Annotated in this window: 23 protein-coding genes and 1 pseudogene; 11 read left to right on the top strand and 13 right to left on the bottom strand. The window is 38.9% G+C overall.

What is annotated here, in order from left to right; translation table 11 throughout:
- The first annotated feature begins 23 nt into the window (after window positions 1-23).
- Together sodC and cysB are read left to right on the top strand one after the other, a co-directional pair.
- A complete protein-coding gene (gene sodC, locus DK861_RS13000) occupies window positions 24-548 on the top strand; it encodes a superoxide dismutase family protein (protein ID WP_109400378.1) in 525 nt (174 codons plus the stop codon).
- Between the two features lie 240 nt (window positions 549-788).
- Entirely contained in the window at window positions 789-1,763 is a 975-nt protein-coding gene (gene cysB / locus DK861_RS13005; protein ID WP_109400379.1) for an HTH-type transcriptional regulator CysB, read from the top strand.
- A gap of 61 nt (window positions 1,764-1,824) precedes the next feature.
- Here cysB and DK861_RS13010 read toward each other — a convergent pair whose 3' ends face one another.
- Window positions 1,825-2,655: a hypothetical protein gene (locus DK861_RS13010; protein WP_109400380.1), complete on the bottom strand. Its 831-nt coding sequence runs from the start codon at window positions 2,653-2,655 to the stop codon at window positions 1,825-1,827.
- Window positions 2,656-2,874: 219 nt separating this feature from the next.
- On the opposite strand from DK861_RS13010, the gene acnA reads away from it, so the two are divergent.
- A complete protein-coding gene (acnA, locus tag DK861_RS13015; protein WP_109400381.1) occupies window positions 2,875-5,547 on the top strand; it encodes an aconitate hydratase AcnA in 2,673 nt (890 codons plus the stop codon).
- Window positions 5,548-5,762: 215 nt separating this feature from the next.
- The gene (locus tag DK861_RS13020) at window positions 5,763-7,127 is read left to right on the top strand and encodes a transferase (protein WP_109400382.1); all 1,365 of its coding nucleotides are present in this window, start codon (window positions 5,763-5,765) and stop codon (window positions 7,125-7,127) included.
- A 294-nt stretch (window positions 7,128-7,421) separates the two neighbouring features.
- On the opposite strand, the gene ribA is transcribed toward DK861_RS13020, so the two are convergent.
- Window positions 7,422-8,021, bottom strand: a complete 600-nt coding sequence (ribA, locus tag DK861_RS13025; RefSeq protein ID WP_109400383.1) for a GTP cyclohydrolase II — start codon at window positions 8,019-8,021, stop codon at window positions 7,422-7,424.
- Window positions 8,022-8,306: 285 nt separating this feature from the next.
- Between ribA and pgpB the strand changes: the two genes are divergently transcribed.
- The 5 genes from pgpB (at window position 8,307) to yciH (ending at window position 11,777) form a co-directional block, all read left to right on the top strand.
- Complete coding sequence (gene pgpB, locus DK861_RS13030; RefSeq protein ID WP_239452182.1) at window positions 8,307-9,014, top strand: phosphatidylglycerophosphatase B; 708 nt, start codon at window positions 8,307-8,309, stop codon at window positions 9,012-9,014.
- Window positions 9,015-9,173: 159 nt separating this feature from the next.
- Window positions 9,174-9,491 (top strand): LapA family protein, encoded by a 318-nt coding sequence (locus DK861_RS13035; protein ID WP_109397367.1) that lies wholly within the window; start codon window positions 9,174-9,176, stop codon window positions 9,489-9,491.
- Between the two features lie 12 nt (window positions 9,492-9,503).
- Window positions 9,504-10,673 (top strand): lipopolysaccharide assembly protein LapB, encoded by a 1,170-nt coding sequence (lapB, locus tag DK861_RS13040; protein WP_006536943.1) that lies wholly within the window; start codon window positions 9,504-9,506, stop codon window positions 10,671-10,673.
- Between the two features lie 45 nt (window positions 10,674-10,718).
- Window positions 10,719-11,453, top strand: coding sequence for an orotidine-5'-phosphate decarboxylase (pyrF, locus tag DK861_RS13045; protein WP_006536942.1), 735 nt, complete (start codon window positions 10,719-10,721; stop codon window positions 11,451-11,453).
- On the top strand, window positions 11,454-11,777 hold the full coding sequence (gene yciH / locus DK861_RS13050; protein ID WP_006536941.1) for a stress response translation initiation inhibitor YciH: 324 nt from the start codon (window positions 11,454-11,456) through the stop codon (window positions 11,775-11,777).
- A 133-nt stretch (window positions 11,778-11,910) separates the two neighbouring features.
- Here the strand turns inward: yciH and DK861_RS13055 are convergent, their stop codons facing one another.
- The 10 genes and pseudogenes from DK861_RS13055 to DK861_RS13100 all read right to left on the bottom strand — a co-directional run bounded on the left by DK861_RS13055 (window position 11,911) and on the right by DK861_RS13100 (window position 22,097).
- On the bottom strand, window positions 11,911-12,459 hold the full coding sequence (locus tag DK861_RS13055) for an RNA 2'-phosphotransferase (RefSeq protein ID WP_109400385.1): 549 nt from the start codon (window positions 12,457-12,459) through the stop codon (window positions 11,911-11,913).
- 185 nt (window positions 12,460-12,644) lie between these two features.
- Window positions 12,645-14,591 (bottom strand): exoribonuclease II, encoded by a 1,947-nt coding sequence (locus DK861_RS13060; protein ID WP_109400386.1) that lies wholly within the window; start codon window positions 14,589-14,591, stop codon window positions 12,645-12,647.
- A gap of 113 nt (window positions 14,592-14,704) precedes the next feature.
- A complete protein-coding gene (gene nth / locus DK861_RS13065; RefSeq protein WP_006536938.1) occupies window positions 14,705-15,343 on the bottom strand; it encodes an endonuclease III in 639 nt (212 codons plus the stop codon).
- A gap of 12 nt (window positions 15,344-15,355) precedes the next feature.
- Window positions 15,356-16,060, bottom strand: a complete 705-nt coding sequence (locus DK861_RS13070; RefSeq protein WP_072063886.1) for an electron transport complex subunit E — start codon at window positions 16,058-16,060, stop codon at window positions 15,356-15,358.
- A 1-nt stretch (window position 16,061) separates the two neighbouring features.
- Window positions 16,062-16,688, bottom strand: a complete 627-nt coding sequence (gene rsxG, locus DK861_RS13075; protein WP_109400387.1) for an electron transport complex subunit RsxG — start codon at window positions 16,686-16,688, stop codon at window positions 16,062-16,064.
- A gap of 17 nt (window positions 16,689-16,705) precedes the next feature.
- Window positions 16,706-17,782: an electron transport complex subunit RsxD gene (gene rsxD, locus DK861_RS13080; protein WP_109400388.1), complete on the bottom strand. Its 1,077-nt coding sequence runs from the start codon at window positions 17,780-17,782 to the stop codon at window positions 16,706-16,708.
- A gap of 6 nt (window positions 17,783-17,788) precedes the next feature.
- Window positions 17,789-20,335: pseudogene (gene rsxC / locus DK861_RS13085) on the bottom strand (electron transport complex subunit RsxC).
- Entirely contained in the window at window positions 20,328-20,954 is a 627-nt protein-coding gene (gene rsxB / locus DK861_RS13090) for an electron transport complex subunit RsxB (protein WP_006536931.1), read from the bottom strand. Before rsxB ends, rsxC begins: the two are co-directional and overlap by 8 nt.
- Window positions 20,954-21,535: an electron transport complex subunit RsxA gene (gene rsxA / locus DK861_RS13095; protein ID WP_006536930.1), complete on the bottom strand. Its 582-nt coding sequence runs from the start codon at window positions 21,533-21,535 to the stop codon at window positions 20,954-20,956. The genes rsxB and rsxA overlap by 1 nt, the downstream gene beginning before the upstream one ends.
- 94 nt (window positions 21,536-21,629) lie before the next feature.
- Window positions 21,630-22,097: a DUF2569 domain-containing protein gene (locus DK861_RS13100; RefSeq protein ID WP_088495674.1), complete on the bottom strand. Its 468-nt coding sequence runs from the start codon at window positions 22,095-22,097 to the stop codon at window positions 21,630-21,632.
- A 132-nt stretch (window positions 22,098-22,229) separates the two neighbouring features.
- On the opposite strand from DK861_RS13100, the gene DK861_RS13105 reads away from it, so the two are divergent.
- Window positions 22,230-23,273, top strand: coding sequence for an oxidoreductase (locus tag DK861_RS13105; RefSeq protein ID WP_109400390.1), 1,044 nt, complete (start codon window positions 22,230-22,232; stop codon window positions 23,271-23,273).
- Window positions 23,274-23,295: 22 nt separating this feature from the next.
- Window positions 23,296-24,285, top strand: a complete 990-nt coding sequence (locus DK861_RS13110) for a bile acid:sodium symporter family protein (protein WP_109400391.1) — start codon at window positions 23,296-23,298, stop codon at window positions 24,283-24,285.
- Between the two features lie 138 nt (window positions 24,286-24,423).
- Here the strand turns inward: DK861_RS13110 and add are convergent, their stop codons facing one another.
- The gene (gene add, locus DK861_RS13115; protein ID WP_109400392.1) at window positions 24,424-25,425 is read right to left on the bottom strand and encodes an adenosine deaminase; all 1,002 of its coding nucleotides are present in this window, start codon (window positions 25,423-25,425) and stop codon (window positions 24,424-24,426) included.
- Between the last annotated feature and the right edge of the window lie 55 nt (window positions 25,426-25,480).

The raw sequence follows: 25,480 nt of genomic DNA on the forward strand, positions 1-25,480 counted from the left end.
GCTAATAATAAGACGGAGATACTATGAAACTGATACCTTTGTTACTATCTAGCTTACTCTTCACTTCAGTGGCAAGTGCTGCAACGTTAGATGTCACGTTAAAAGAAGCGTTACCAACGGGTGCTGGTAACGATATTGGTGTTGTCACTATCACTGAAACTGATTATGGGCTGTTATTTACGCCAAAACTTGCCGGATTAACACCGGGTATTCATGGTTTTCATATTCATGCTAATGGTTCTTGTGAGCCAGATATGAAAGATGGCAAACCTGTGCCGGCTTTAAAAGCGGGAGGGCATTTAGATCCTGAAAAAGTCGGTGTTCACTTGGGGCCTTATAATAAAGATGGGCATTTAGGCGATTTACCAGGATTAGTTGTCAATGATAAAGGTGTTGCTGATTACGCAGTATTAGCACCAAAACTCACTAAGCTTGAGCAAGTAAAAGATAAAGCAATTATGGTGCATGTGGGAGGGGACAATTATTCTGATGATCCTGAGGCTCTTGGCGGTGGTGGCGCAAGAATGGCATGTGGTGTGATTAAATAATTTAGTGCCACTATTATTATGGGGTAAAAGCTGACAAATAAGGTCGGCTTTTTTTATGCTTCTTTATAGCTTATAACTATTCGATATAACAAAATCTAAATAACACTATTAATTACGTTAGACCGAAATGAAATAAATGATATAGTGGTTATATATTACATCTTTATTATTCTTTTTAGTTATATGAATATAAATAGAATAACGGAATAATAAGTCTTTTGTTGAAGGGATAGCCTCTCCATGAAATTACAACAGTTGCGTTATATCGTTGAAGTGGTGAATAACGATTTAAATGTTTCGACCACGGCAGAGCGTTTGTATACATCTCAACCGGGAATAAGTAAACAAATTCGTATGTTAGAGGATGAGCTCGGTATACAAATATTTTCTCGTAGTGGAAAGCATTTAACGCATGTGACACCAGCGGGTGAAGAAATTGTAAGGCTATCTCGAGAGATTTTATCAAAAACAGAAGCTATTCGTTCAGCTGCGGGCGAACACACTTATCCAGATAGAGGTTCACTATCGATTGCAACAACGCATACGCAAGCTCGTTATGTATTACCTCCTGTAATAAAAGGATTTATTGAGCGCTATCCAGATGTTTCACTGCATATGAACCAAGGTTCGCCAACGCAAATTGCTGAAGATGTATGCAGAGGTAAAAGTGATTTTGCGATAGCGACAGAATCGCTGCATCTTTATAACGATTTAGTGATGCTACCTTGTTATCGTTGGAACCGTATTGTGGTGGTGCCAAAAGATCATCCACTGGCACAAAAACGAGAAGTGACGTTAAAAGAGCTTGCGGATTACGATATCGTTACTTATACCCAAGGTTTTACAGGGCGTTCAGATCTTGATGATGCATTCGGTAAAGTAGGGTTAAAACCTAAAATAGTTTTCACTGCAACTGATGCGGATGTCATTAAAACTTATGTGAGACTGCATTTAGGTATTGGTGTAATTGCCAGTATGGCATTTGATCCCGTACTTGATAGTGATTTAGTTGCTATTGATATGCGTGATAAATTTAGTTATAGCACCACTAAAATTGCATTTCGACGCAGTGGTTTCTTACGTGGTTATATGTATGATTTTATGTGGCGTTTTGCCCCTCATCTTACGCGTAATTTGATTGAGCAAGCTGTTGCGTTACGAACAAATGAAGAGATTGAAGAGTTATTTAAAGATATTGAATTACCATTAGTGTAATACTGAAAGGCGGGTTATTCCCGCCTTCAAGCGTGTTCATAAACCTAATTGTTGTGATTACTCATTTCAAATAAAAATCCCCACTAAAAAAAGCGTCTGATTTTGCAATACTTAGCTGACGATACTTATTCAAAAAATCATAAAACTGCTGATTAATCAGTGGATCATCAAGAGCACTAGTATCAAAAATAGAGGTAATGGTGGTGTACTCTAAAGAGAGGGTAAATTTACTACCTATACAGCTAGCGAGTAGCATTTTCGCTGATTGATAAGAAAAACGTAGGCTCAAAATTTTCAGCTTTGGAACAAAAATAAGATGATTATTATGATTGAGGATCTCCGTGATCCCCGCAATAGTTATCGTTTGATAGCTGTCTAATGATTTTTGTAAGCCAACTTCTATTTTTTGTCCTTGAGTTCGTAAAAAATCAATAAATTCTCCAAGTGCAGGAGAAGTGGCATTAATTGCAGCTCCTAGTAATAATTGAATAAACGCTTGAGCAACAGAAAAATCAAAGGTTTGTTTATGAAGTTTCTTTGTCTCAACTTTATTGTGCCCTAGAAGTGGTAGATGGTTGAGCGTGTCTAACCAATGTTCGGGACGATAATAGGCTTCATCATCCTCTTTTTTTAATGCGGCAAGATGGTTTGCCATAATAGAAATAAGCCCAATTTGGATATTTTTAAGTTGTGACATTTTTTCTATTTCAGAAGGCTCAAAAGGTTTTGGTGACGCAATGATAAATTGCACCAAACCTTCTGAATCTTTTATATTTTGAGAATGTAATGCATTCATCGATAAGGTTTGTGGAAAAGGAGGAGTAACAGGTTCCGCAAAATAGTGATCAGCATTCATAATGTTTTTGAGTAAATCAGATTGTTTATTAGTCATAAATATTATCCTTACGTAGTTATACCTCCTTCATTAAAACTTAATTAAGTGAAAATTTAGAGACCAAAATTTATTAACAATATGACAGCCATAACATTGTGTTTACAAATTGTGTGGTCTTTAAGCGAAATTCAACGTTATATGGTATGTTTAATAAATAACCTTACCTATTTTGATAGTTTGAACATGCTGTCAGTATAAAAATAAGAAGGAGGAGCTATGTCGTTACGTTTGAAGAAAGAGAGCCATTCCACGCTCTTAGTCGGATCTCAAAAATATGAGTACTACCGTCTTTCAGAAGTTGCTCGCCAATTAGGTGATATTACTCGTCTTCCTAAATCACTGAAGGTGTTACTAGAAAACTTAGTGCGTCATCTCGATGGTGATACAGTTGTTGACGAGGATATTAAGGCGCTAGTTGAGTGGCAAAAAACAGCTCATGCATCACGTGAAATTGCGTATCGACCTGCAAGGGTGCTGATGCAAGATTTTACAGGTGTGCCAGCGGTTGTTGATTTAGCGGCTATGCGTGAAGCTGTGAAATCTTTGGGTGGGCAAGTGGATAAAGTTAATCCATTATCACCCGTTGATCTAGTTATTGACCACTCTGTTATGGTTGATGAATATGCCAGTAAAAATGCGTTTGCTGAAAACGTGGAAATTGAAATGGAGCGTAACTATGAACGCTACCTTTTCTTGCGTTGGGGACAACAATCCTTTGAACGCTTCCGTGTCGTGCCGCCAGGGACAGGAATTTGTCATCAGGTAAATCTTGAGTATTTAGGTAAAGCTATTTGGTCTGAAATGCAAAATGGGCATCATGTAGCTTATCCTGATACATTAGTCGGTACGGATTCTCATACCACCATGATCAATGGCCTTGGCGTGTTAGGTTGGGGGGTAGGAGGCATTGAAGCAGAAGCTGCAATGTTAGGTCAACCTATCTCTATGCTAATTCCAGATGTTGTTGGTTTTAAACTGACAGGAAAATTACGTGAAGGGATCACGGCAACTGATCTGGTATTAACCGTCACACAGATGTTGCGTGCGCATGGTGTTGTAGGTAAATTTGTGGAGTTTTATGGCGATGGTTTAGCATCATTACCTTTAGCCGATCGTGCAACAATAGCGAATATGTCGCCAGAATATGGCGCGACCTGCGGATTCTTTCCAATAGATGATATCACTCTTGATTATTTGCGTTTAACAGGACGTGAAGAGCAAGAGATTGCACTTGTTGAAGCGTATAGCAAAGAGCAAGGTCTATGGAGACACACAGGCGATGAACCTATCTTTACGTCAACATTATCGCTAGATATGGGAACCGTTGAGGCAAGCCTTGCAGGGCCTAAACGTCCTCAAGATAGAGTTAATTTACCGAGTGTACCTAAGGCATTTAAAGCCGCAGTCGATCTTGAAACCAATAAGAAACCACTGGTGCAATTTCCTCAAGTAAAAATTGATGATTATCCTGCTTTTGAGTTAACCGATGGTGCTGTCGTTATTGCGGCAATCACATCATGTACCAATACATCAAACCCTAATGTCTTAATGGCAGCCGGATTACTGGCTAAAAATGCGGTAGAAAAAGGATTACAGCGTAAACCTTGGGTTAAATCTTCTTTGGCTCCAGGCTCGAAAGTGGTGACGGATTATCTTAATTTAGCAGGACTAACACCTTATCTTGATAAATTAGGGTTTAATCTTGTGGGGTATGGTTGCACAACATGTATTGGTAACTCAGGACCTTTATTAGCACCGATTGAAAGTGCGATTAAGGATAACGACTTAACTATTGCGGCTGTATTATCTGGTAACCGTAACTTTGAAGGTCGAATTCATCCCTTAGTGAAAACCAACTGGTTAGCATCGCCGCCTTTAGTGGTCGCTTATGCCTTATCAGGAAATATGAATATCGATCTTACTAAAGAGCCATTAGGTAAAGATAAACAGGGCGCTCCTGTTTATTTAAAAGATATTTGGCCAGACAGTAAGGCGATTGCTGATGCTGTCGAAAAAGTGAAAACAGAGATGTTCCATAAAGAGTACTCCGCCGTGTTTGAAGGTGATGAGACATGGAAATCACTGAAAATACAAGATACTCCTGTTTATGATTGGCAACCAGATTCTACCTATATTCGACATCCTCCTTTCTTTGAAGGAATGTCAAAAGTGCCAGCTCCGATTAAAGATATTCATCAAGCCAGTATTTTGGCTATTTTAGGTGATTCGGTGACAACGGATCATATTTCACCCGCAGGTAATATTAAGGCGGATAGTCCAGCAGGGCTTTATTTACGTGAACATGGTGTCGAGCCGAAAGATTTCAACTCTTATGGATCAAGACGCGGGAATCATGAAGTAATGATGCGAGGCACATTTGCCAATATTCGTATTCGTAACGAGATGGTGCCAGGCGTTGAAGGTGGTGTTACTAAGCATATTCCAACCGGCGAAACACTGGCTATTTATGATGCAGCCATGCGTTATCAACAAGAAGATACGCCACTGGTGATTATTGCCGGTAGTGAATATGGTTCTGGTTCTAGCCGAGATTGGGCTGCGAAGGGAACGCGTTTATTAGGAGTACGAGCTGTCATTGCAGGCTCTTTTGAGCGTATTCACCGTTCTAACTTAATCGGTATGGGGGTGTTACCTTTAGAGTTTCCTAAAGGGGTATCTCGTCAAACATTAGGCTTAAAAGGGGATGAGAAAATTGAGATCACAGGGCTTAATGCATTAATACCGAGCCAAGATATCGCGGTTAATATTACTTTTGCAGATAATCGTACTGAAACTATTATGGCGCGTTGTCGTATTGATACTCAAACCGAATTAGCTTATTTCCAACATGGTGGCATATTGCATTATGTGATTAGAAATATGTTATAAATAATATTCTAATAACATAGATAAAAAACATTAAGTTATTATCATAAAAGACAGTATTTAAAATTTTAAATACTGTCTTTCTATTTTAAATTAATAGGTCTATTTTTTTATTTAATGTTACCTAATTATTTTTTTCTTTATATTATTCCAATGGTTCTTGTTTTGGAGGATTTTCTATTTTAATAAGATTATATTAAATAGACGCGAGGCGTATAATGAAAAAATATATTATTACAAATGAATCAAAAGAATATAATGGTGTTACCCTGTTTAAAATTAAAAGAGTATATACTGGTAGTCCAGGGGGATGGATTGAAAATGAAAGTAATTTAAGTCGAGAAGGTGGTTGTTTTATTTATGATGATGCAATGGTATTTGGTAATGCGAAAGTGATAGAAAATGCAATAATATCTAAAAATGCTAAAGTTTATGATAATGCGATAATTTCAGGTAATGCATCAGTATCTGATAATGCAGAAATATATGATTCTGCTGTAGTCACACAAAACGCGAGCATTAAAAATAGAGCTAGTGTTAGAGGAAATGCAAAAATTGAAGGTAATGCGGTTGTTTTTAATGATGCTATTGTTGAAGGGAATTCCGTCATATCAGGTAATGAAAAAATTGAATATTATATAGGTAATTGGGAAGATATTGAAAGTGTAATACAATTTACTTTTTATATTAATCACCTGGATCAAGAATCAAATATTTGTGTAAATGGTAAACATCAAGTTCCTATCGGTGTTGGTTTAATTGTACTAGATAAAGAAAAAAGACATTTTAAAGTGTCAGAAGAAGAAATGCATAAAAATATTTTTATTGTTGATGATAAAAATGAAGCGTTAAATTCAGATATACATATTTCTAAAGAAGCAAAGGGTTATATTTATCCTCACAGTGATAATTATTATGAGCAAATAAATTATTCAGCATGTATATGGTATGTATCTGTTGATAAAATCATGGATACTTTAAAACTATGTGCACAATTTACTGCCAATGGCACAAAATATACAACCGCTTTTAGACCTAATAGTCCTATATATCGGCAGAGTGTTGTAACATTAAATGTGATACCGCCCCGCGTTTTTACAAAAGAGGATATGGATATTGATCCGCTAATATACCCAGAAGTAGAAAAAAATGTGTTAATGCCCGGTGGAACGCTGTCTAAGTATTACCTTGCATTTAATGGTAATGGCGGTGCAATAACAACAAGTGCAGAGTGTGAGGAAAATAAAGATTTTTATTATTATCATAAAAATAATTATCAATTAATAGGTACATCAACGGATCAATCGGTTTTATTCGATCCTTCTGGTTATTATACAAAGAATTTCCATTTTGATAAAATGTCCTCAATTCAAATAACATCAATTAATAAAGAAAGAGTAGGATTATGTTTCTGGACTTATAGTATAAACTATGGTCTACCATTTTCTTCAAGTAAGAAAGAAGACAAAATGGATTGTATTATTCGAGATCAATATGGGAATGGTGCTAATGTTTCAGTTAAAGCAGATGAAAATAATAAATTAATTTTTATGTTAGATAATAAAGTGAAATTAGCCTATTAATTTATATTGAGATTAAATTTAATCACTAGTTATTAATTTTATACACTTTCTATAAGTAATATAGGTGTAAGGTAAGTTTTACTCTCAATGAAAATACCGTCTTTCTATTTCAAATAGAATAGATACTAAAATTAAGCTATTAAATTTTTTATTGGTAATAATAAAAGCTTTAATTAATAAAAAGGACATTTTATGAAACATAAGTTTACTAATTAATAGAATAAAAGGAATAAATAAAAAATCCGAGCGCTTAGACTCGGATTTGAAAAGAATTAATGCTGTGTTGTTGCTGTATTATTGCACTTTCTTAAATAAAAGATGGCCCATTTTATCGGCTTTAGTATCAAGATAATGTGCATTACTTGGATTACGTCCGACGATCAAAGGAACTCTTTCAATAACATTAATCCCCGCAGCTTTCATTATTTCAATTTTCTTCGGATTATTGGTTAATAATCGAACTTCATGAACACCTAATAGGTTATACATATCAGCACAAAGGGTAAAATCACGTTCATCAGCTTTAAAACCTAACTCGAGGTTTGCTTCGACGGTATCTAATCCTTTATCTTGTAACGCATAAGCACGTATTTTATTTAGTAATCCAATATTTCGCCCTTCTTGGCGATGATAAAGTAATACGCCCCGACCTGTTTTGCTTATTTGTGAAAGTGCGGCTTCAAGTTGGAAACCACAATCACAACGTAGGCTAAATAAAGCATCACCCGTTAAACATTCTGAATGAATACGAGATAATACAGGCTCTGAGCCTGAAATATCGCCATAAACAAGGGCGACATGATCTTTACCTGTTGCGATTTCTTCAAAACCAACCATTAAAAACTCACCAAAAGGAGTAGGTAGTTTTGCTTCTGCGATACGTCTTAATTTCATTATTTTTTGACTCATAATTTCAGGTGAAACTCTCGTTCAAGTTCAAGATTATACACTTTATAACGAGAACAAAGAGAAATAAAACACTGAAATACTTCCATGTCTGATAGGCAAGGAAATTGGATAACACACACTTATAAATTCACACCAATACAAATTATCAGATTTTGCACCTTCTTGCATAATGATTTATTGCTAAACTTGCATCGTTTATACTGATAATCTTTAGCTGTAAGTGGAAGATAACATTTGTATTTGAGAAGGGACAATATATTGAGTAAGCAAATGTCAAAGTTGATTCTATTAGGTAGTATGTTGCTCTTAATCATACCAAGTGCCGTGTTGATATTGGGTTGGAAATGGCAACCTACTGATCACCCTTTCGGTGGTATAAGTACATTATGGATAGCAGATAGTGCTGCGAAACCTTGGGGAACTGTGACGGTTATTATTTTTTTAGCGTTACTCTTTATCGCTTTGAAATTAAAACGTAACCATTTTATTCAATTGGCAGTGATAATTATTATTACATTATCTATTGGCCAATTAATTAAGGTTGCGGTTAAAAATACAGTAAAAGAACCTCGTCCTTATGTTGTTTGGGTCAGCGAAAATTTACACATTACACCAGAGGCTTTTTATCAAGTATCAAGACCTGAGCGAGAACAATTACTCCAAAATGGATTAGTTAATTCATCGGTGATCCCTGAATGGCAACTTCAATATTGGAAAGCTGAAACGGGTTATGCTTTTCCGTCTGGTCATAGTTTATTTTCAGCCACACTCGCATTATTTGTTTTTGTCCTTTTTATGTTGCGTCGTCATTATTTTTTAGCGTCACTCGGGTTATTATGGGGGATAGATGTCACGGTAGGGCGTATTGTATTAGGAATGCACTGGGCATCTGATGTGATTGTCGGTATTCTTATTAGCACAGTGCTGGTTTGGTGTGCATTTAAGGTGATTGAGCGACGTTTATTGCTCAAATCCTGACGATAGCCCTTATTTTTGAGATACAGAATGTCTTTTTCGATATTTATGTGAAAAAATATACGAAAATCAGATGATTCTAAGAAATGACTTTCTTTGTGCGCAGTGAAAATGCTACCTTTATCTGTCTACTAAAGAAAAGAGAATAAAAAAGGAAATAATGTGAAAAAAGTCCTACTTTTTATTTTGGTTATTCTTGTTCTTGCCATCGTGGTGATTGCCATGACTTTAGGCTCAAATAACGATCAGGTAGTCACATTTAATTACCTTATTGCTCAAGGTGAATATCGTATTTCTACCTTGTTAGCGACCCTGTTTGGTGTGGGCTTTGTACTTGGTTGGATTGTAAGTGGTGTTTTTTATCTACGTGTACGCTTATCACTAGGCCGAGCAAAGCGTAAAATTAAACGTCTTGAAAGCGCCCAAACAAAACAAGAAAGCCAAGAAAGTCGCCCAACGGTTGCTTCCGCTACGAAATAAGGACGATAGCTGATGCTAGAATTGCTGTTTCTGTTATTACCTGTCGCGGCGGCTTACGGCTGGTATATGGGGCGTCGCGGCGCTCAACAGGACAAACAGCAGAATGCCGATCGCCTGTCACGTGAGTATGTGGCGGGTGTTAACTTTTTACTCTCTGATCAACAAGATAAAGCTGTTGATCTTTTCCTCGAAATGCTTAAAGAAGATAGTTCAGCTTTTGAAGCTCATCTTACTTTAGGTAATCTTTTTCGCTCTCGTGGCGAAGTCGAACGAGCTATTCGTATCCACCAATCGTTAATGGAGAGTGCTGCGCTTTCCTTTGATCAACGTCTACTTGCTGTTCAACAGTTAGGTCGTGACTATGTGGCGGCGGGTGTTTACGATCGAGCTGAAAATATGTTTCAGCAACTTATTGATGAACAAGAATTTCGCCAAAGTGCTCTACAATCCTTGTTGGCTATTTATCAGTTAACCAGTGATTGGGGAAAAGCTATAGAGACGGCTGAAAAATTAGTTAAATTAGGTCAGCATGAATTAAAAGAACAAATTTCACATTTTTATTGTGAATTGGCACTTCAAGAAATGAGCAGTGATAATCTTGATAGCGCGCTTAATTTGTTGCAAAAAGCAGGGCAAATGGATCCTTTTTGTGCCCGTGTTTCAATTATGTATGGTCGTATTTATATTGCTCGTGATGATAAACAAAAAGCTATTGATGTTTTAATGAAAGTTATTGAGCAAGATAAAGAGATGGTCAGTGAAACCTTACCTATGCTTTTTGAATGTTTCCAAGCTCAAGGTGACACTTCTCGTTGGGAAGCTTATTTACGTCAATGTGTAGATAGTAATTGTGGTGCAATTGCGGAGCTTTACCTTGCAGACATTATTGAAGCTAAAGAAGGTATTGAAGCGGCTCAGTTATACATTAATCGTCAATTAGAACGTCATCCAACCATGCGTCTATTCTATCGTTTAATGCGTTACCATTTAGCTGAAGCGGAAGAAGGACGTGCCAAAGAGAGCCTTATCTTATTGCGCTATATGGTGGGAGAACAAATTCGCACAAAACCAGATTATCGATGCCATAAATGTGGTTTTACCTCTCATGCATTATATTGGCATTGTCCATCCTGTCGTTCATGGGATACCGTTAAACCTATTCGCGGTTTAGATGGTCAGTGATGATGTCACTTTTTTAATAGTCTCTTTATAAATAAAGGCCCTAAAATGTCATTTCATTGTGATAAAAAATCGCCCGAGCTTACCTGCGCGCCCGTTATTGTGGCACTAGACTATGAAGACCAAAAAAGTGCATTAGATTTTGCACAGCGTATTGATCCCTCATCTTGTCGTTTAAAAATTGGTAAAGAGATGTTTACCCGTTTTGGACCTCAATTTGTGACTCAATTACAAAAAGAAGGGTTTGATATTTTCTTAGATTTAAAATTTCATGATATTCCCAATACCGTTGCAAGAGCAGTTGCAGCGGCGGCTGATTTAGGTGTATGGATGGTCAATGTACACGCGAGTGGTGGAAGTCGTATGATGCGTGCGGCTAAAGAGAGTCTTGCAGCCTTTGGTAAAGATGCGCCTCTTTTAACGGCAGTGACTGTCCTTACCAGTATGGATCAATCTGATTTGATTGAATTGGGAATAACATTGACGCCTGCAGAACAAGCAGAGCGCTTGGCATTACTGACAAAATCTTGTGGTCTTGATGGTGTTGTCTGTTCTGCTCATGAGGCAACGCGTTTTAAACAAGTTTGTGGTGATGATTTCTTATTAGTGACACCAGGTATTCGCCCTGCAGGAAGTGATGTTGGCGATCAGCGTCGCGTCATGACACCAGAACAAGCCATTGTAGCAGGGGTTGATTATATGGTGATTGGACGTCCTATTACACGTAGTGATAATCCTCTTGAAACATTGCAACAAATTAATCGTTCTATACAAGGTATGTAAATGGATAATAACTCTCGTTTGGTTTATTCCACAGATACAGGTCGCATAAAAGAAGAAGAACAAAAGCCAGTACGCCCTGCTGGTGATGGTATTGTGCGTATTCAACGCCAAACTAGTGGACGTAAAGGCAAAGGGGTTTGTGTTGTTTCAGGTATCGATCTGGATGATGCAGAGTTAGCCAAACTAGCGGCTGAATTGAAGAAAAAATGTGGCTGTGGTGGTAGTGTCAAAGACGGTTTAATTGAGATCCAAGGCGATAAGCGTGATTTAATTAAATCGCTATTAGAAGCCAAAGGAATGAAAGTTAAACTTGCTGGTGGCTGATTTATAGTATGGAAGAAGATAAGAAAGGCTCTAAAATTACGATCACAGGTTATTCTGATTAATTATTAGTAAAACAGCGAGTTCATCAATAATATCATAGGTGACATTGTCACCTATTTTTTTGCATTTCATTCTATTCATTCTCATCGATTTTTAGATATTTAGCTGGTACTGAAAGTGTTAGCCAAACACCATTATCTGCTTGATAAAATTCAAAACCTTCACTAAACATTTTTTCACTATCCACCGTTAAAACAACGGCTTTTCCATGACGATTGCCGACATTCACGGCTGTTTTATAATCTTGTGAAAGGTGAACGTATTGACGACCATTTGGTATTAAGCCTTGATCAAAAATGCTGGTGATAAAGCGAGTAGCCGTGCCGTGATAAAGTATTTTAGGAGGAGTAATAGCTTGGTAATCAACCGTAGTCTTAAGAGAGTGTCCTTGAACGGCACGAATAAAAAGTCCATCTTCTGAGATAGCAAAACGCTTTTTATCATTGGTTTCTACAACGTCTTTAATTAACTTAAGGGTTAGTGGTGTTCCATTTTTCTGTGCTAATGAAATTAATGTTGATATTTCTCCCCAACCTTGATCATCTAATGTTAAACCAATACTTTCAGGGGCATGACGTAATATATAGCTTAAAAAACGACTAATTTGTACTTTGTCTTTCATTAATTCAATCCATTCGTTATTTACTAAATTTATGGTTTGAGTGTTTTATTTTCTTAATACCATAAAAGATCCCCTTTTTATTCCCTTTAAATTTCTAGTGTTGTGTCTAGCAAAGATAAGGGGCATAAAAAAACTGATGGCTTAAAATGAGCCATCAGTTTTATTGTATACCGACCACAGACTAATTAGATAGGGCGAGCAACGATATTACGTGTTTCCAGTTTTACATCTTCGATACGAACAGGAATGATATCATTAAGTTTATAAGCACTTTCGCCTTTCACAATCACTGTCCCCGTTTCTTGACTGCATTGAATTTCATCACGCACAGCATGTAAGAAAGGAGCCGGAATAAAGGCGACCGCACCATTTTCAACTAAACGGACACGAACACCACCACGCGTAATATCAATAATTTCTGCATTAAATGATGTTTCAGTACCAGCAAAAGGTTTTAAGAAACGTGCATATAACCAATCACCCACATCACGCTCAGCCATACGATTAGCACGACGGCGTTCTGCAATACGAATACCATCTTCTTCTTGTGGCTTTTCAGCGGGTTCTTTGCTGATAATCGCTTTGAGTAAACGGTGATTTAAAATATCACTGTATTTACGAATTGGTGAAGTCCATGTTGCATAAGCTTCTAAACCTAAACCAAAGTGTGGGCCTGGCTCTGATTTGATTTCAGCAAAGTTTTGGTAACGACGAATACGACTATCAAGGAATTGATTCGGTTGGTTATCAAGTTCACGACGTAATTGACAGAAGCCTTCAAGCGTTAATAAACGTTCAGATGTTGTTTCAATACCGTTATCTTTTAAGGTCTGTACAACTTGATCGATATAGAGTGGATCAAAACCAGTATGAACGTTATAAACACCAAAGCCTAAGTTTTTCGCCAGCACTTTAGCTGCACAGATATTGGCTGTGATCATTGCTTCTTCGACAATGCGGTTTGCGATACGACGTTTTTCTGCAACGATATCTAAAACATTACCGCCTTCATCAAGAATAAAACGGTAATCAGGGCGTTCTTTAAAGACTAGAGCATGTTTTTCACGCCATTCATGACGTTTTTCACACATCTCTTTTAATAACATCACTTGCTCATGAACCATTTCATTTTCAGGTTGCCATTGTGAGTTTTCACCTTCTAGCCAATCTGAAATGTTGTCATAAACCAGTTTAGCTTTTGATTCTACCCATGCAGAATAGAAGTGAATGTCTTCATGTAATGCACCATCTTGTGCAATGCTGACTTGGCAGACTAATGCTGGGCGCTTTTCATTAGGACGTAATGAGCAAATGTTATCAGATAGCTCACGAGGTAACATTGGGATATTAAAGCCAGGCAGATAGTTAGTGAGCGCGCGTTGTGCCGCAATTTTATCTAATTCGCTATTTGGCAGAATATAAGCCGTAGGATCGGCGATTGCGATAAATAGTGTTAATTGGCCGTTATCTTCTTTACGAATAAAGAGCGCGTCATCCATATCTTCTGTTGAGGCACTATCAATAGTGACAAAGGAGAGAGAAGTCAGATCTTCGCGAGGTAATGCGTCATGTAATGTTAGCGCTTCGTCACCCATTTCAGGGGCATCACGTTCAAGTTGATGACGCATTAAGGTCACCCACCAAGGCGCGAAGTGATCATCTTTATCCGTAATATAGTCAGTTATTTCTGCTTGAAAACCTTTATCACCTTTATTCAGTGGGTGGCGACGCATTACGGCAACCGCCCAATCTTGATCCACAAAGCTATGCGTTAAACCTTGAGCTGGACGGCAAGGGATCGCATCTTTTAAAAGAGGATGGTCTGGGATTATCCACAGACGGTTATCACCTTCTTTTTTCTGAATACGGCCGACAAAACGTGTTAAGAAAGGTTCGACTAATTCTTCGGGTTCAACCGATTCTTTATCACCGTTTGTATGAACGGCAGCAATAACTCGGTCGCCGTGCATCACTTTTTTCATTTGCGGAGGGGGAATAAAATAGCTTTTCTGACCATCAACTTCAAGGAAGCCAAAGCCTTTATCTGTTCCCTTTACAAGGCCTTCCACGCGCGGTGTCTGGGCATGGAGTTGCTGTTTTAGCTGTGCAAGCAGCGGATTGTCTTGAAACATATTTTTCCGGAAAGTCGGCAGTTTTAATAATAAAAGTGGGCAATAGTTTTATTCGATTGTATGTAGTGACGCAAGTAATATTGCATCAGAAAAACAGATAAATCGGTAAAAAATTATTCAGGATCTGTTTTTTCTTTAAATTCACACAGATCTTCAATAATACAAGAGCCACACCGTGGTTTTCGTGCAATACAGGTATAACGACCATGAAGAATAAGCCAATGGTGACAATCAACTTTAAATTCTGCCGGAACAACCTTTAACAGTTTTTGTTCTACTTCATTGACATTTTTACCGGGGGCGAAACCTGTGCGATTACTTACTCTAAAGATATGTGTATCGACAGCAATGGTTGGCCAACCAAATGCTGTGTTTAAAACGACATTTGCTGTTTTGCGACCAACACCAGGTAAGGCTTCTAGGGCTTCTCTGTTTTCAGGAACTTCACTGTTATGTTTATCGACTAAGATTTGACATGTCTTAATCACATTTTCAGCTTTAGTATTATAGAGGCCAATGGTTTTAATATATTCTTTAAGACCATCCACCCCTAAATTGAGTATCGCTTGTGGTGTATTGGCAACTGGATAAAGTTTAGCAGTTGCCTTATTGACACTCACATCGGTCGCTTGTGCAGAGAGTAACACGGAGATCAATAGTTCAAACGGAGAGTCAAATTTTAGCTCTGTCGTAGGTTGCGGATTGTTATCACGCAACCGAGTTAGAATTTCAATACGTTTTGCTTGATTCATTATGCTCACAAATTAATTTTTAACGATATGACTACCACAGCCTTGCTCTTTTTCGTAAGTTTTCGTTGTCAAAGCGCTGCGCTTTTTCTGTCTTTCATCGATAAGGTATTTTGCTGCCAACATAAAGCCTAAGCCGATAAAAGCACCTGGTGGCAAAATGGCGAGTAAGAAGGGTGAGTCTAAATGTATTATCTCAACTCTTAATACTTGAGCCCATTCACCTAACAATAAATCTGCACCGTCAAATAATGTTCCGTTACCTAAAATTTCACGGATCGCGCCTAACACAAAGAGTGCGGCTGTTGCGCCTAATCCCATTGCTAAACCATCAATGGCAGAAGGAAAGACTTCATTTTTAGCAGCGAAGGCTTCAGCACGGCCAATAACAATACAGTTGGTGACTATTAATGGAATAAAGATCCCCAACGATTGGTATAAACCGTAGGCATATGCGTTGATCAGTAATTGCACAGCACTGACGACAGACGCAATTATCATAACATAAATTGGGATACGAATTTCAGAGGGAACCCAACGACGTAAGCTAGAAACAGCCACATTGGTGCAAAATAGCACTAATGTTGTCGCAATACCTAAGCCTAAGGCGTTTGTTGCTGTAGAGGAAACCGCCAGCAAAGGACATAGACCAAGTAATTGCACTAAGGCTGAGTTGTTTGTCCATAACCCTTGAGCAAAGAGCGTTTTAATGGAGTTCATATTAATTCGCCTCACAGACAGAGAGTGTATCGAGTTTCTCTGGTAATGATTGTATTAGCCATGCTGTGCGTTTTGATGAGTTAACGACAGCGCGGGGGGTGATTGTCGCACCTGTAAATTGATCAAAATCTCCGCCATCTTTTTTTACTGCCCAGTGTGGATCGTTTTCACTGGAAATGAATTTATTACTCAGCGTTGTGATCCAATCGGAAATCCGTGTCTCAATTTTATCACCCAGACCTGGCGTTTCGTTATGTGCGGTTACACGAACACCTAGCACGTTGCCTTTAAAGTCAGCGCCAACAAGAAGCTCAATTGCACCTGAATAGCCATCTGGCGCGGTAGATTCTAAGGCTGCTGCAACAGGTTTACCTTCTAAACGCGCAACATAAAGTTTATGAGGTTTTGAATTTCCCAATTCAGGGGCCGTAAGTAGATAACAATCTTTAGAAAGCTCATTGTCATACATTGCTTGAGGGATCACCTGATCCAATAATTTCTGTTTCTCTATAGCCACTTGTTCTGCAATGGTGTTTGCGGTTAAGTGGTATACCACAGCGGTTAAACCGGTAGTACAAGCTGCAAAGATAGCTAATGTGAGTCCATGGCGTTTTAAGATTTCGATCATCATTTTCTCCTTAGCAATTAATGCCCATAAACACGAGGGCGTGTATAGCTATCAATAAGAGGTACAGCAATATTGGCTAGTAATACAGAGAAGGCAACGGCATCTGGGTATCCGCCATAAACACGTATAACCCAAACTAATAAACCAATCATTCCCGCATAAATTAAACGACCTTTAGGTGTTGTTGAGGCGCTAACAGGATCAGTAGCAATAAAAAATGCGCCTAACATTGTCGCTCCAGAGAAAATCTGTAATAACGGTTGTGAGTAACGAGTAGGGTCGATACCCCAGCTAATAACCGAACATAGCGCTAATACAGAAATCATCGCAACAGGGATATGCCAGCTAATGATGCGTTTATAAAGTAGAACTAATCCACCAATTAAATAAGCGACATTCACCCATTGCCACCCAATGCCGGCAAATTCACCTTGTAAAATAGGTGTCGCTAAGACTTCATCAATAGAATGCGTGAGTAAGCCTGTTTTAAAACTATCTAGAGGTGTTGCTTGTGTAATGCCGTCAACAGAGCGTCTCAAATCTTCAAGTGTTAAACCTGATGAGGTATGACCTGTAAAGAAGATACTTAAACTGTCCATGACATTGTAAGAAACTGCTTGTAATTCAACAGGAGGCATCCATGATGTCATTTGTACTGGGAATGAGATCAGTAAAACTACATACCCTACCATTGCAGGGTTAAATGGATTTTGCCCTAAACCGCCATAGATCTGTTTTGCGATAACAATCGCAACAAAAGTACCCAAAACAATGATCCACCAAGGCGCTAAAGGTGGAATGCTAATGGCGAGTAATACGCCTGTCAGTAGTGCTGAATTGTCTTTCAAATAAAGTAAAGGATCTTCTTTTTTAAGCTTTACGCAGAGTGTTTCAGTGACAAGCGCCACAATAATAGCTAACACAATTTGGTAAATAGTGCCTAAGCCAAAGAAATAGATCTGGCTTAAGATCCCCGGCAGTGCTGCTAATGTTACCCATAGCATAACTTGGCTGGTGGATTGCTGATTATGCGTAAAAGGGGAACTCGCAATTTTTAATTTACTGTTGTTATTTTGTATCGGTCTAAATTTCATCTGTGATTAATCCAAGGTAACTTCTTCTTTAGCTCGACGTTTTTCGGCTTCTTTTTTCGCTTTTACTCTGGCAATAGCAGCGGCAACAGCGGCTTTACGTGGATCGACATCTCCGGCTTCAGCGCTTTCAACAGGCGCTTCAACGGCTGGCGTTGCTTGAGAGGCTTGTTCGGCTTCTTTTTTCGCTTTTACTCTGGCAATAGCAGCGGCAACGGCAGCTTTACGTGGATCGACATCTTCGGCTTTAGCGCTTTCAACAGGCGCTTCAACGGCTGGCGTTGCTTGAGAGGCTTGTTCGGCTTCTTTTTTCGCTTTTACTCTGGCAATAGCAGCGGCAACAGCGGCTTTACGTGGATCGACATCTCAGGCTTCAGCGCTTTCAACAGGCGCTTCAACGGCTGGCGTTGCTTGAGAGGCTTGTTCGGCTTCTTTTTTCGCTTTTACTCTGGCAATAGCAGCGGCAACAGCGGCTTTACGTGGATCGACATCTCCGGCTTCAGCGTTTTCAACAGGCGCTTCAACGGCTGGTGTTGCTTGAGAGGCTTGTTCGGCTTCCTTTTTCGCTTTTACTCTGGCAATAGCAGCGGCAACGGCAGCTTTACGTGGATCGACATCTTCGGCTTCAGCGTTTTCAACAGGTGCTTTAACGGCTGGTGTTGCTTGAGAGGCTTGTTCGGCTTCTTTTTTCGCTTTTACTCTGGCAATAGCGGCAGCAACAGCGGCTTTACGTGGATCGACATCTTCGGCTTTAGTGTTTTCAACAGGCGCTTCAACGGCTGGCGTTGCTTGGGAAGCTTGCTGTGCTTTCTTTGCTTTCACACGAGCCAAAGCGGCGGCAACAGCAGCTTTACGTGGATCAGCATCTTCGCTCTTACTCGCTATACTCTCACTTGAGGTTTCTAGTGCCTTTTGCTGTGCTAATTTAGCCGCTTGTTTTGCTCTAACTTCTTCTTTACGTTTTTTACGTGCGGCAATAGCGGCTGCGTTATCCGGCTCTTCTCCCGCTTTAACAGAAATAATTTTCCCGATACTTTGTTTCGCTTTTACACGAGAAAGTGCTGATTGAACTTCACTGTGTTCTTTATCATCAAGTTTAACTGCCGCACGTTGATGCCTTGCTTCACGCTCAAGTTTTTCACGCTCCATACGTAATTTTTTGGCTTCAAAACGCGCTTTAGCTTCAGCTGCTCGTTTGGCTTCCGCATCAATTTCACGAATTTCAGCCTTTTCTTGGCGATAGTATTGAACTAACGGAATATTACTTGGGCAAACAAATGCACAAGCACCACATTCAATACAATCAAATAAATTATGTTGTTGTGCCTTCTCATGCTCTTTACCTTTACTAAACCAGTAAAGTTGTTGCGGTAATAAGCCACTAGGGCAAGCATCAACGCAATGACCACAACGGATACAGGCTTCTTCAAGGTTATCTGTATCCATCTCTTCAACAGAAGGGATAAGTAGACAGTTGGTTATCTTAACAACAGGGGCATTTAAGTCGGGTAAGGTAAAGCCCATTAATGGCCCACCCATAATCACCATTTGTTCAGAGCCAGCAACAAATCCCGCTTGTTTTAGCAATGAATAAATAGGGGTACCTAAACGCGCCCAGAAGTTACCTGGTGTTTTGGTACCATTACCAGTGACCGTGACAACACGCTCAATTAAAGGCTCATCATCAATAATGGCACGTTTGATGGCAACAACAGTACCGACGTTTTGCATCAAAACACCAATATCAGATGAACGACCACCTGATGGCACTTCTTTGCCTGTTAAGATTTTGGTGAGTTGTTTCGCACCACCTGATGGGTATTTTGTTGGGATAACACGAATGAAAATACGTTTTTCATCAGGTACTGCACTTAAGGCATGTTTTAATGACTCGATAGCTTCAGGCTTGTTATCTTCAATACCAATTAATACTTCATCGGGAGAGAGAAGGTGAATTAAGATCTGACACCCTACAATCACTTCATCAGCATGCTCCTGCATTAAACGATCGTCGGCAGTAATATATGGCTCACATTCTGCTGCATTGATGATAAGTGTTTTAATAAGATCGCCACCACCTTTTAATTTTGTGGCTGTTGGAAATCCAGCTCCACCTAATCCCGCTATACCCGCTTCATGAATACGAGTGAGTAAAACCTCTTTACTTTGTGATTGATAATCCACAAGAGGGAATTGTTCACGCCACTCATCTTTACCGTCAGATTGAATTCTTACTGCAATTTCAGGTAACCCAGAAGGGTGAGTACTTGGAAAAGGTTCTATTGCTGTAACTATACCAGAGATAGAGGCATGTACAGGTAATGTCCTGCCAACCCCTCTTGTTAACGGTTGACCTTTTAATACATGTTCGCCTACGTTGACACAAAGTTGACCCGGTACACCTAAGTGCTGATGAATAGGAATAATGACTTCATCAGGTAATTGCGCTATACGCATTGGTGTACGACTTGACTGCAATTTCATTTCAGGAGGATGAATACCACCTTTAAAATCCCAGATTTTATCTTTTTTAAATAACGAAAAGAGATTAAACATGAGCGTTATCCTCCGTCTTTAATGACGGTTCATCTTCAGGTGTTTCTTCCGGCTCTGCTGGAATGTTTTTTACCGGGATGGTATTTAAATCCCATTTCCAATTTGAGGTTGTTACTTTGACGGGCACTAAGGTAATACAGTCAGTAGGGCAAGGAGGAACGCATAAGTCACATCCAGTACATAAGTCTTCAATAACCGTATGCATTGCGCGCGTTGCACCGACAATGGCATCAACAGGGCACGCTTGAATACACTTAGTGCATCCTATGCAATTATCTTCATCAATTAAGGCGACTTTTCTAATTGGATTTAACGCTTCTTCGTCACCATCAAGCGGTTGAGGATCAACACCCATCAATTCTGCGATTTTTAACATCACCTGTTCGCCGCCCGGTGCACAACGGTTAATCATTTCACCATTGTTTGCAACCGCGTCGGCATAAGGGCGACACCCCGGATGACCACATTGTCCGCATTGGCTTTGCGGTAATATCGCGTCAATTTTTTCAACAATAGGATCTTCTTCCACTTTGAAACGGCGTGCGGAATATCCCAAAATTAGCCCAAAGATAAGACCTAGCGCACCGAGTACGCCAATTGCTATCCATAAAGAATTCATTACAGTTTCACCAAACCACTAAAACCCATAAAGGCGAGAGACATTAAACCTGCGGTAATTAAACCAATTGAAGCACCTTTAAATGGCGCAGGGACATTTGCCACGGCTAATCTTTCTCTAATGGCGGCAAATAATACCATCACAAGAGAAAAACCTACTGCTGCACCAAAACCATAAACAGCCGACTGCATAAACGTGTGTGCTTGATTGATATTTAATAACGCAACGCCTAAGACAGCACAGTTTGTGGTAATTAAAGGTAAGAAGATCCCCAACAAACGATAGAGTGTCGGGCTTGTTTTTCTTACGACCATTTCGGTGAATTGTACAACTACTGCAATAACTAAAATAAAGCTCAGTGTGCGTAAATAAAGTAAGTCCAAAGGAACTAAAATAAAATTATCCATCAGCCAAGAACTAATCGAGGCGAGAGTCATAACAAAGGTCGTCGCAAATCCCATTCCAATCGCGGTTTCTAATTTTTTTGATACACCCATAAATGGGCATAAACCTAGGAATTTGACGAGTACAAAGTTATTCACCAATACGGTGCCGACGAATAGAAGCAAGTAATCAGTCATTGTTATGCCAAAATTGTTAAACAGAGAAACAAAAAGCCTCCTGAAATAAAGAGGCTAAACAAGTGTATATAATATCAAGGGTAAAGACGCGAAGTTATCGAACTTGTGTGAAAGTTTCACGCACACGTTTAGAGTACTTGATATAGGGCACAAAGCAGACAGTCGAGAAAACAGACCATAGAAGGGATTGTAATGCTGTTTGGTCATCTACGGGCGCAAAGCCAAAGCTCTTAATTGCTAATAGTAAGTTGATAAGCAACCAAAAAATAAATAGGCGCGGAAAGTTTTTAGCACGATAAAAAAATTGTCTTAGTAGGTAAAGTGTAAAGCTAAACATTACCCATGTTGTTAACGCGGAAAGATACCAGCTTGATATCAAATGAAAAGGAAGCTGGTGGAGGATCGAAAAATCTGAAAAATATTTAATAATATAGAGAACAGACATCAACCCAGAACCAATAACTGACAAGATCATATAAGCCAATGGCGCAAGCAACCACCCGGTAATAGGCGCTTTTCCTGAAAGGTTATTCTGCGTGTTTGCTTTGAGATCAAATTTCATTAATTAATTATTCCTACTCGTATGTATAGAACTAAACGGGATATTATCACAAACTTTGTTATTATTTATTTAACTACAAAAGTGAAAGTGATTTTTGTTAATAAAAAAAGCATATAAAAATAGGATAGGGTTATGGCAATTAAACTCAATGTTGGAATTATCGGGTATGGCTATGCAAGTAAAACTTTTCATGCACCGCTAATAACAACAACCGATGGCTTAAATCTTAGTGCAATTTCAAGTTCTGATGAAAATAAAGTCAGACAAGATTTTCCTCAGATTACGGTTTATGCAGATCCTCAAGCACTTATTAATGATCCTTCAATAGATTTAATCATTATCCCTACACCGAATAATACTCACTATTCACTGGCTTCGCAGGCCCTGAAAAAAGGTAAACATGTCATTGTGGATAAACCGTTTACACTGACACTGGAAGAAGCTGAAAAATTGACTCAGCAAGCAACCGATGCAGGTAAACTCCTCTCTGTTTTTCATAATCGTCGTTGGGATTCTGGTTTCTTAACAGTTAAAAAACTTTTAGCAGATAAAACACTCGGTGAGATTAGTGCCTATGAAGCGCATTTTGATCGGTTTCGCCCAACCGTGCGTCAACGTTGGCGAGAAGATGCCGGAATGGGGGGCGGGCTTTGGTATGATTTAGCGCCCCATGTTCTTGATCAAGCTGTTTGCCTATTTGGGGAGCCTAAAGCAATTACTGCAGATATTGCTCAATTACGTCCTAATGCAAAAAATGCCGATTATTTTCATGCATTATTAGAATATGACAATCTTAGAGTTGTTCTTCACGCTTCTATGCTCGTCGCATCTCCAACACCTATTTTTGCCATTCATGGAATAAAAGGAAGTTATGTTAAATATGGGTTAGATACCCAAGAAGATGCCTTAAAAGCCGGTTATCTTCCTAATCAAACTTATAATTGGGGAATGGATCATAGTGATGGTGAATTAACAATACTATCAGAGTCTGGTGAATTAGAGACAACGACACTAACTACACTTTCTGGTGATTATCCCGCTTACTATCAACAAATTTATCGTGCAATTACATTGGGTGAAGACAATCCCGTTACGCCAATACAAGCAACAGCCATTATGCGTTTGATTGAAGCTGGCGAAATTTCAAATCGTTTAAAACAAACTATTACGCTATAAGCTAAAGGGAGTGCTAAATCTAATGTCTTGGTGGCAAAAATTAAAACTCGATCCTTTTCTCATGATAATGATTTGTGTGGTGACACTAGCAACGCTACTACCCGCACAAGGCGATATTAAAGTCCTATTCCAATATCTTACGACCGGCGCGATAGCACTGCTGTTCTTTTTGCATGGCGCAAAGCTTTCTCGAGAAGCGATATTGGCAGGGCTTGGGCATTGGCGTTTACATCTTACCGTATTTGCCAGTACTTTTATTCTTTTCCCTATTTTGGGTCTTGGATTACAAGTGATTGTGCCTGAATGGATGTCACCAACTGTCTATATGGGTTTTTTATATCTTTGTGCGTTACCAGCGACGGTGCAATCTGCGATTGCCTTTACTTCTGTGGCTGGGGGAAATGTCGCTGCGGCTATTTGTAGTGCATCTGCATCCAGTATTCTTGGTGTTTTTCTTTCACCGGTATTAGTCGGTTTTTTAATGCAAACGCAAGGCTCTGCAAGTGACTTTGATACTGTCGGTGCTATTCAATCTATTTTACTGCAATTAATGGTGCCTTTTATTATTGGCCATTTATCTCGCCCTTTGATTGGTCGTTGGGTTGATAATCATAAAAAATTAGTTAATAGAACGGATCGCTCGTCTATTTTGCTGGTGGTTTATGTGGCATTTAGTGAGGCAGTTGTTGAAGGGATCTGGCATAAAATTGATGGTTGGTCGCTATTAACGATTGCAGTAGTAAGTTGTATTTTGTTAGCGATTGTGATTTTTGTGAATGTGTACAGTGCAAGGTTGCTTGGTTTTAATAAAGAAGATGAAATCACCATTGTTTTTTGTGGCTCTAAAAAGAGCTTAGCAAATGGTGTACCCATGGCGAATGTATTATTTCCTGCAGCGACTGTTGGAGTAATGCTATTACCACTAATGATATTCCATCAGATCCAATTAATGGTTTGTGCGGTATTAGCACAGCGCTACGCTAATCAAAATAAAGTGACAGAAAAAAAATAAATTTATGCTGATGGTAGTAAATTTAAAGACAATATGAAACTAAACGGTAGTTAATTGAAAAAGCATCTCTCTAATTTAAACTGTTCAATAAACAGGGGGCAGTTTAAGACAGATGCTTTTCTATTAAACTATTTTATATTAACGTTGACTGGCTTTTTTAATTAATGTTTCACGTTCTGCTTGGCTAATAAACGCCATTTTTAAACCATTAATTTGAGTTTGGCGAATTTGCTCTGGTGTTAATCCAGCAGCCGGTGCTACAACGTTATATTCGTGCTTTAATTCAATGCCTTCAACAGCAGGATCATCGGTATTAAGCGATGCAATAATGCCATGCTCTAAGAAGGTTTTTAGAGGATGTTCTGCTAATGAATTGATCGTACTGGTTTGAATATTTGAGGTTAAGCAAGATTCAATACCAATTTGATGTTCTGCGAGATAATCCATTAGACGAGGATCTTCAATAGCCTTAACACCATGACCGATACGACTTGCGCCTAATTCTTTAATTGCGTGCCAGATACTTTCAGCACCCGCCGCTTCACCAGCATGAACAGTAATATTCCAGCCTGTGTCACGAGCACGATTAAAATGAGATTGGAATAAGTGACCCGGAAAACCTAATTCATCACCCGCTAAATCAAGCGCAGTAATTTTATCTTGATGTTTCAACAAACCATTTAATTCTTGTTGGCAAGCATCTTCACCAAAAGTACGGCTTAAAATACCGATTAAACGAATATCTACATCATGTGATTGCAGTGCGCTTTGCACACCATCAACAATGGCTTCCACGACACCTTCAACAGGCAACTGGTGTTTCATTGCCATATAATAAGGAGAGAATCGCAGTTCAGCGTAATCAATACCCGCATTAACCACATCCACCACGTTTTCATAAGCAACACGATGACACGCATCTAAGTCTGCTAAAACCGCCACTCCCCAATCTAATTTTTGTAAGAAGCTCACAAGACTTGGCTCATTTTTTGTAATTTGCACATGAGGACGCAAAGCTTCTAACTCATAAGCAGGGAGTGCAATATTGTGTTGTTTTGCTAAATCTAAAATAGTTTGTGGGCGGATATTACCATCTAAATGACGATGTAAATCGGTTAAAGGCAACTGTGTGTCAATCACGTGTTATTTTCCTTTTTAATAGAAATAATGAAAATCTATCGTTTATAGTGATTTT

This window comes from Proteus sp. TJ1640 (assembly GCF_003144445.1).
In the GTDB taxonomy this organism is placed as follows: Bacteria; Pseudomonadota; Gammaproteobacteria; order Enterobacterales; family Enterobacteriaceae; genus Proteus; species Proteus penneri.

Bases quoted from the DNA above. Each gene is read 5' to 3' on its own strand.
- sodC (WP_109400378.1), top strand. From the start codon at position 24: ATGAAACTGATACCTTTGTTACTATCTAGCTTACTCTTCACTTCAGTG.
- cysB (WP_109400379.1), top strand. From the start codon at position 789: ATGAAATTACAACAGTTGCGTTATATCGTTGAAGTGGTGAATAACGAT.
- DK861_RS13010 (WP_109400380.1), bottom strand. From the start codon at position 2,655: ATGACTAATAAACAATCTGATTTACTCAAAAACATTATGAATGCTGAT.
- acnA (WP_109400381.1), top strand. From the start codon at position 2,875: ATGTCGTTACGTTTGAAGAAAGAGAGCCATTCCACGCTCTTAGTCGGA.
- DK861_RS13020 (WP_109400382.1), top strand. From the start codon at position 5,763: ATGAAAAAATATATTATTACAAATGAATCAAAAGAATATAATGGTGTT.
- ribA (WP_109400383.1), bottom strand. From the start codon at position 8,021: ATGAAATTAAGACGTATCGCAGAAGCAAAACTACCTACTCCTTTTGGT.
- pgpB (WP_239452182.1), top strand. From the start codon at position 8,307: ATGTCAAAGTTGATTCTATTAGGTAGTATGTTGCTCTTAATCATACCA.
- lapB (WP_006536943.1), top strand. From the start codon at position 9,504: ATGCTAGAATTGCTGTTTCTGTTATTACCTGTCGCGGCGGCTTACGGC.
- pyrF (WP_006536942.1), top strand. From the start codon at position 10,719: ATGTCATTTCATTGTGATAAAAAATCGCCCGAGCTTACCTGCGCGCCC.
- yciH (WP_006536941.1), top strand. From the start codon at position 11,454: ATGGATAATAACTCTCGTTTGGTTTATTCCACAGATACAGGTCGCATA.
- DK861_RS13055 (WP_109400385.1), bottom strand. From the start codon at position 12,459: ATGAAAGACAAAGTACAAATTAGTCGTTTTTTAAGCTATATATTACGT.
- DK861_RS13060 (WP_109400386.1), bottom strand. From the start codon at position 14,591: ATGTTTCAAGACAATCCGCTGCTTGCACAGCTAAAACAGCAACTCCAT.
- nth (WP_006536938.1), bottom strand. From the start codon at position 15,343: ATGAATCAAGCAAAACGTATTGAAATTCTAACTCGGTTGCGTGATAAC.
- DK861_RS13070 (WP_072063886.1), bottom strand. From the start codon at position 16,060: ATGAACTCCATTAAAACGCTCTTTGCTCAAGGGTTATGGACAAACAAC.
- rsxG (WP_109400387.1), bottom strand. From the start codon at position 16,688: ATGATCGAAATCTTAAAACGCCATGGACTCACATTAGCTATCTTTGCA.
- rsxD (WP_109400388.1), bottom strand. From the start codon at position 17,782: ATGAAATTTAGACCGATACAAAATAACAACAGTAAATTAAAAATTGCG.
- rsxB (WP_006536931.1), bottom strand. From the start codon at position 20,954: ATGAATTCTTTATGGATAGCAATTGGCGTACTCGGTGCGCTAGGTCTT.
- rsxA (WP_006536930.1), bottom strand. From the start codon at position 21,535: ATGACTGATTACTTGCTTCTATTCGTCGGCACCGTATTGGTGAATAAC.
- DK861_RS13100 (WP_088495674.1), bottom strand. From the start codon at position 22,097: ATGAAATTTGATCTCAAAGCAAACACGCAGAATAACCTTTCAGGAAAA.
- DK861_RS13105 (WP_109400390.1), top strand. From the start codon at position 22,230: ATGGCAATTAAACTCAATGTTGGAATTATCGGGTATGGCTATGCAAGT.
- DK861_RS13110 (WP_109400391.1), top strand. From the start codon at position 23,296: ATGTCTTGGTGGCAAAAATTAAAACTCGATCCTTTTCTCATGATAATG.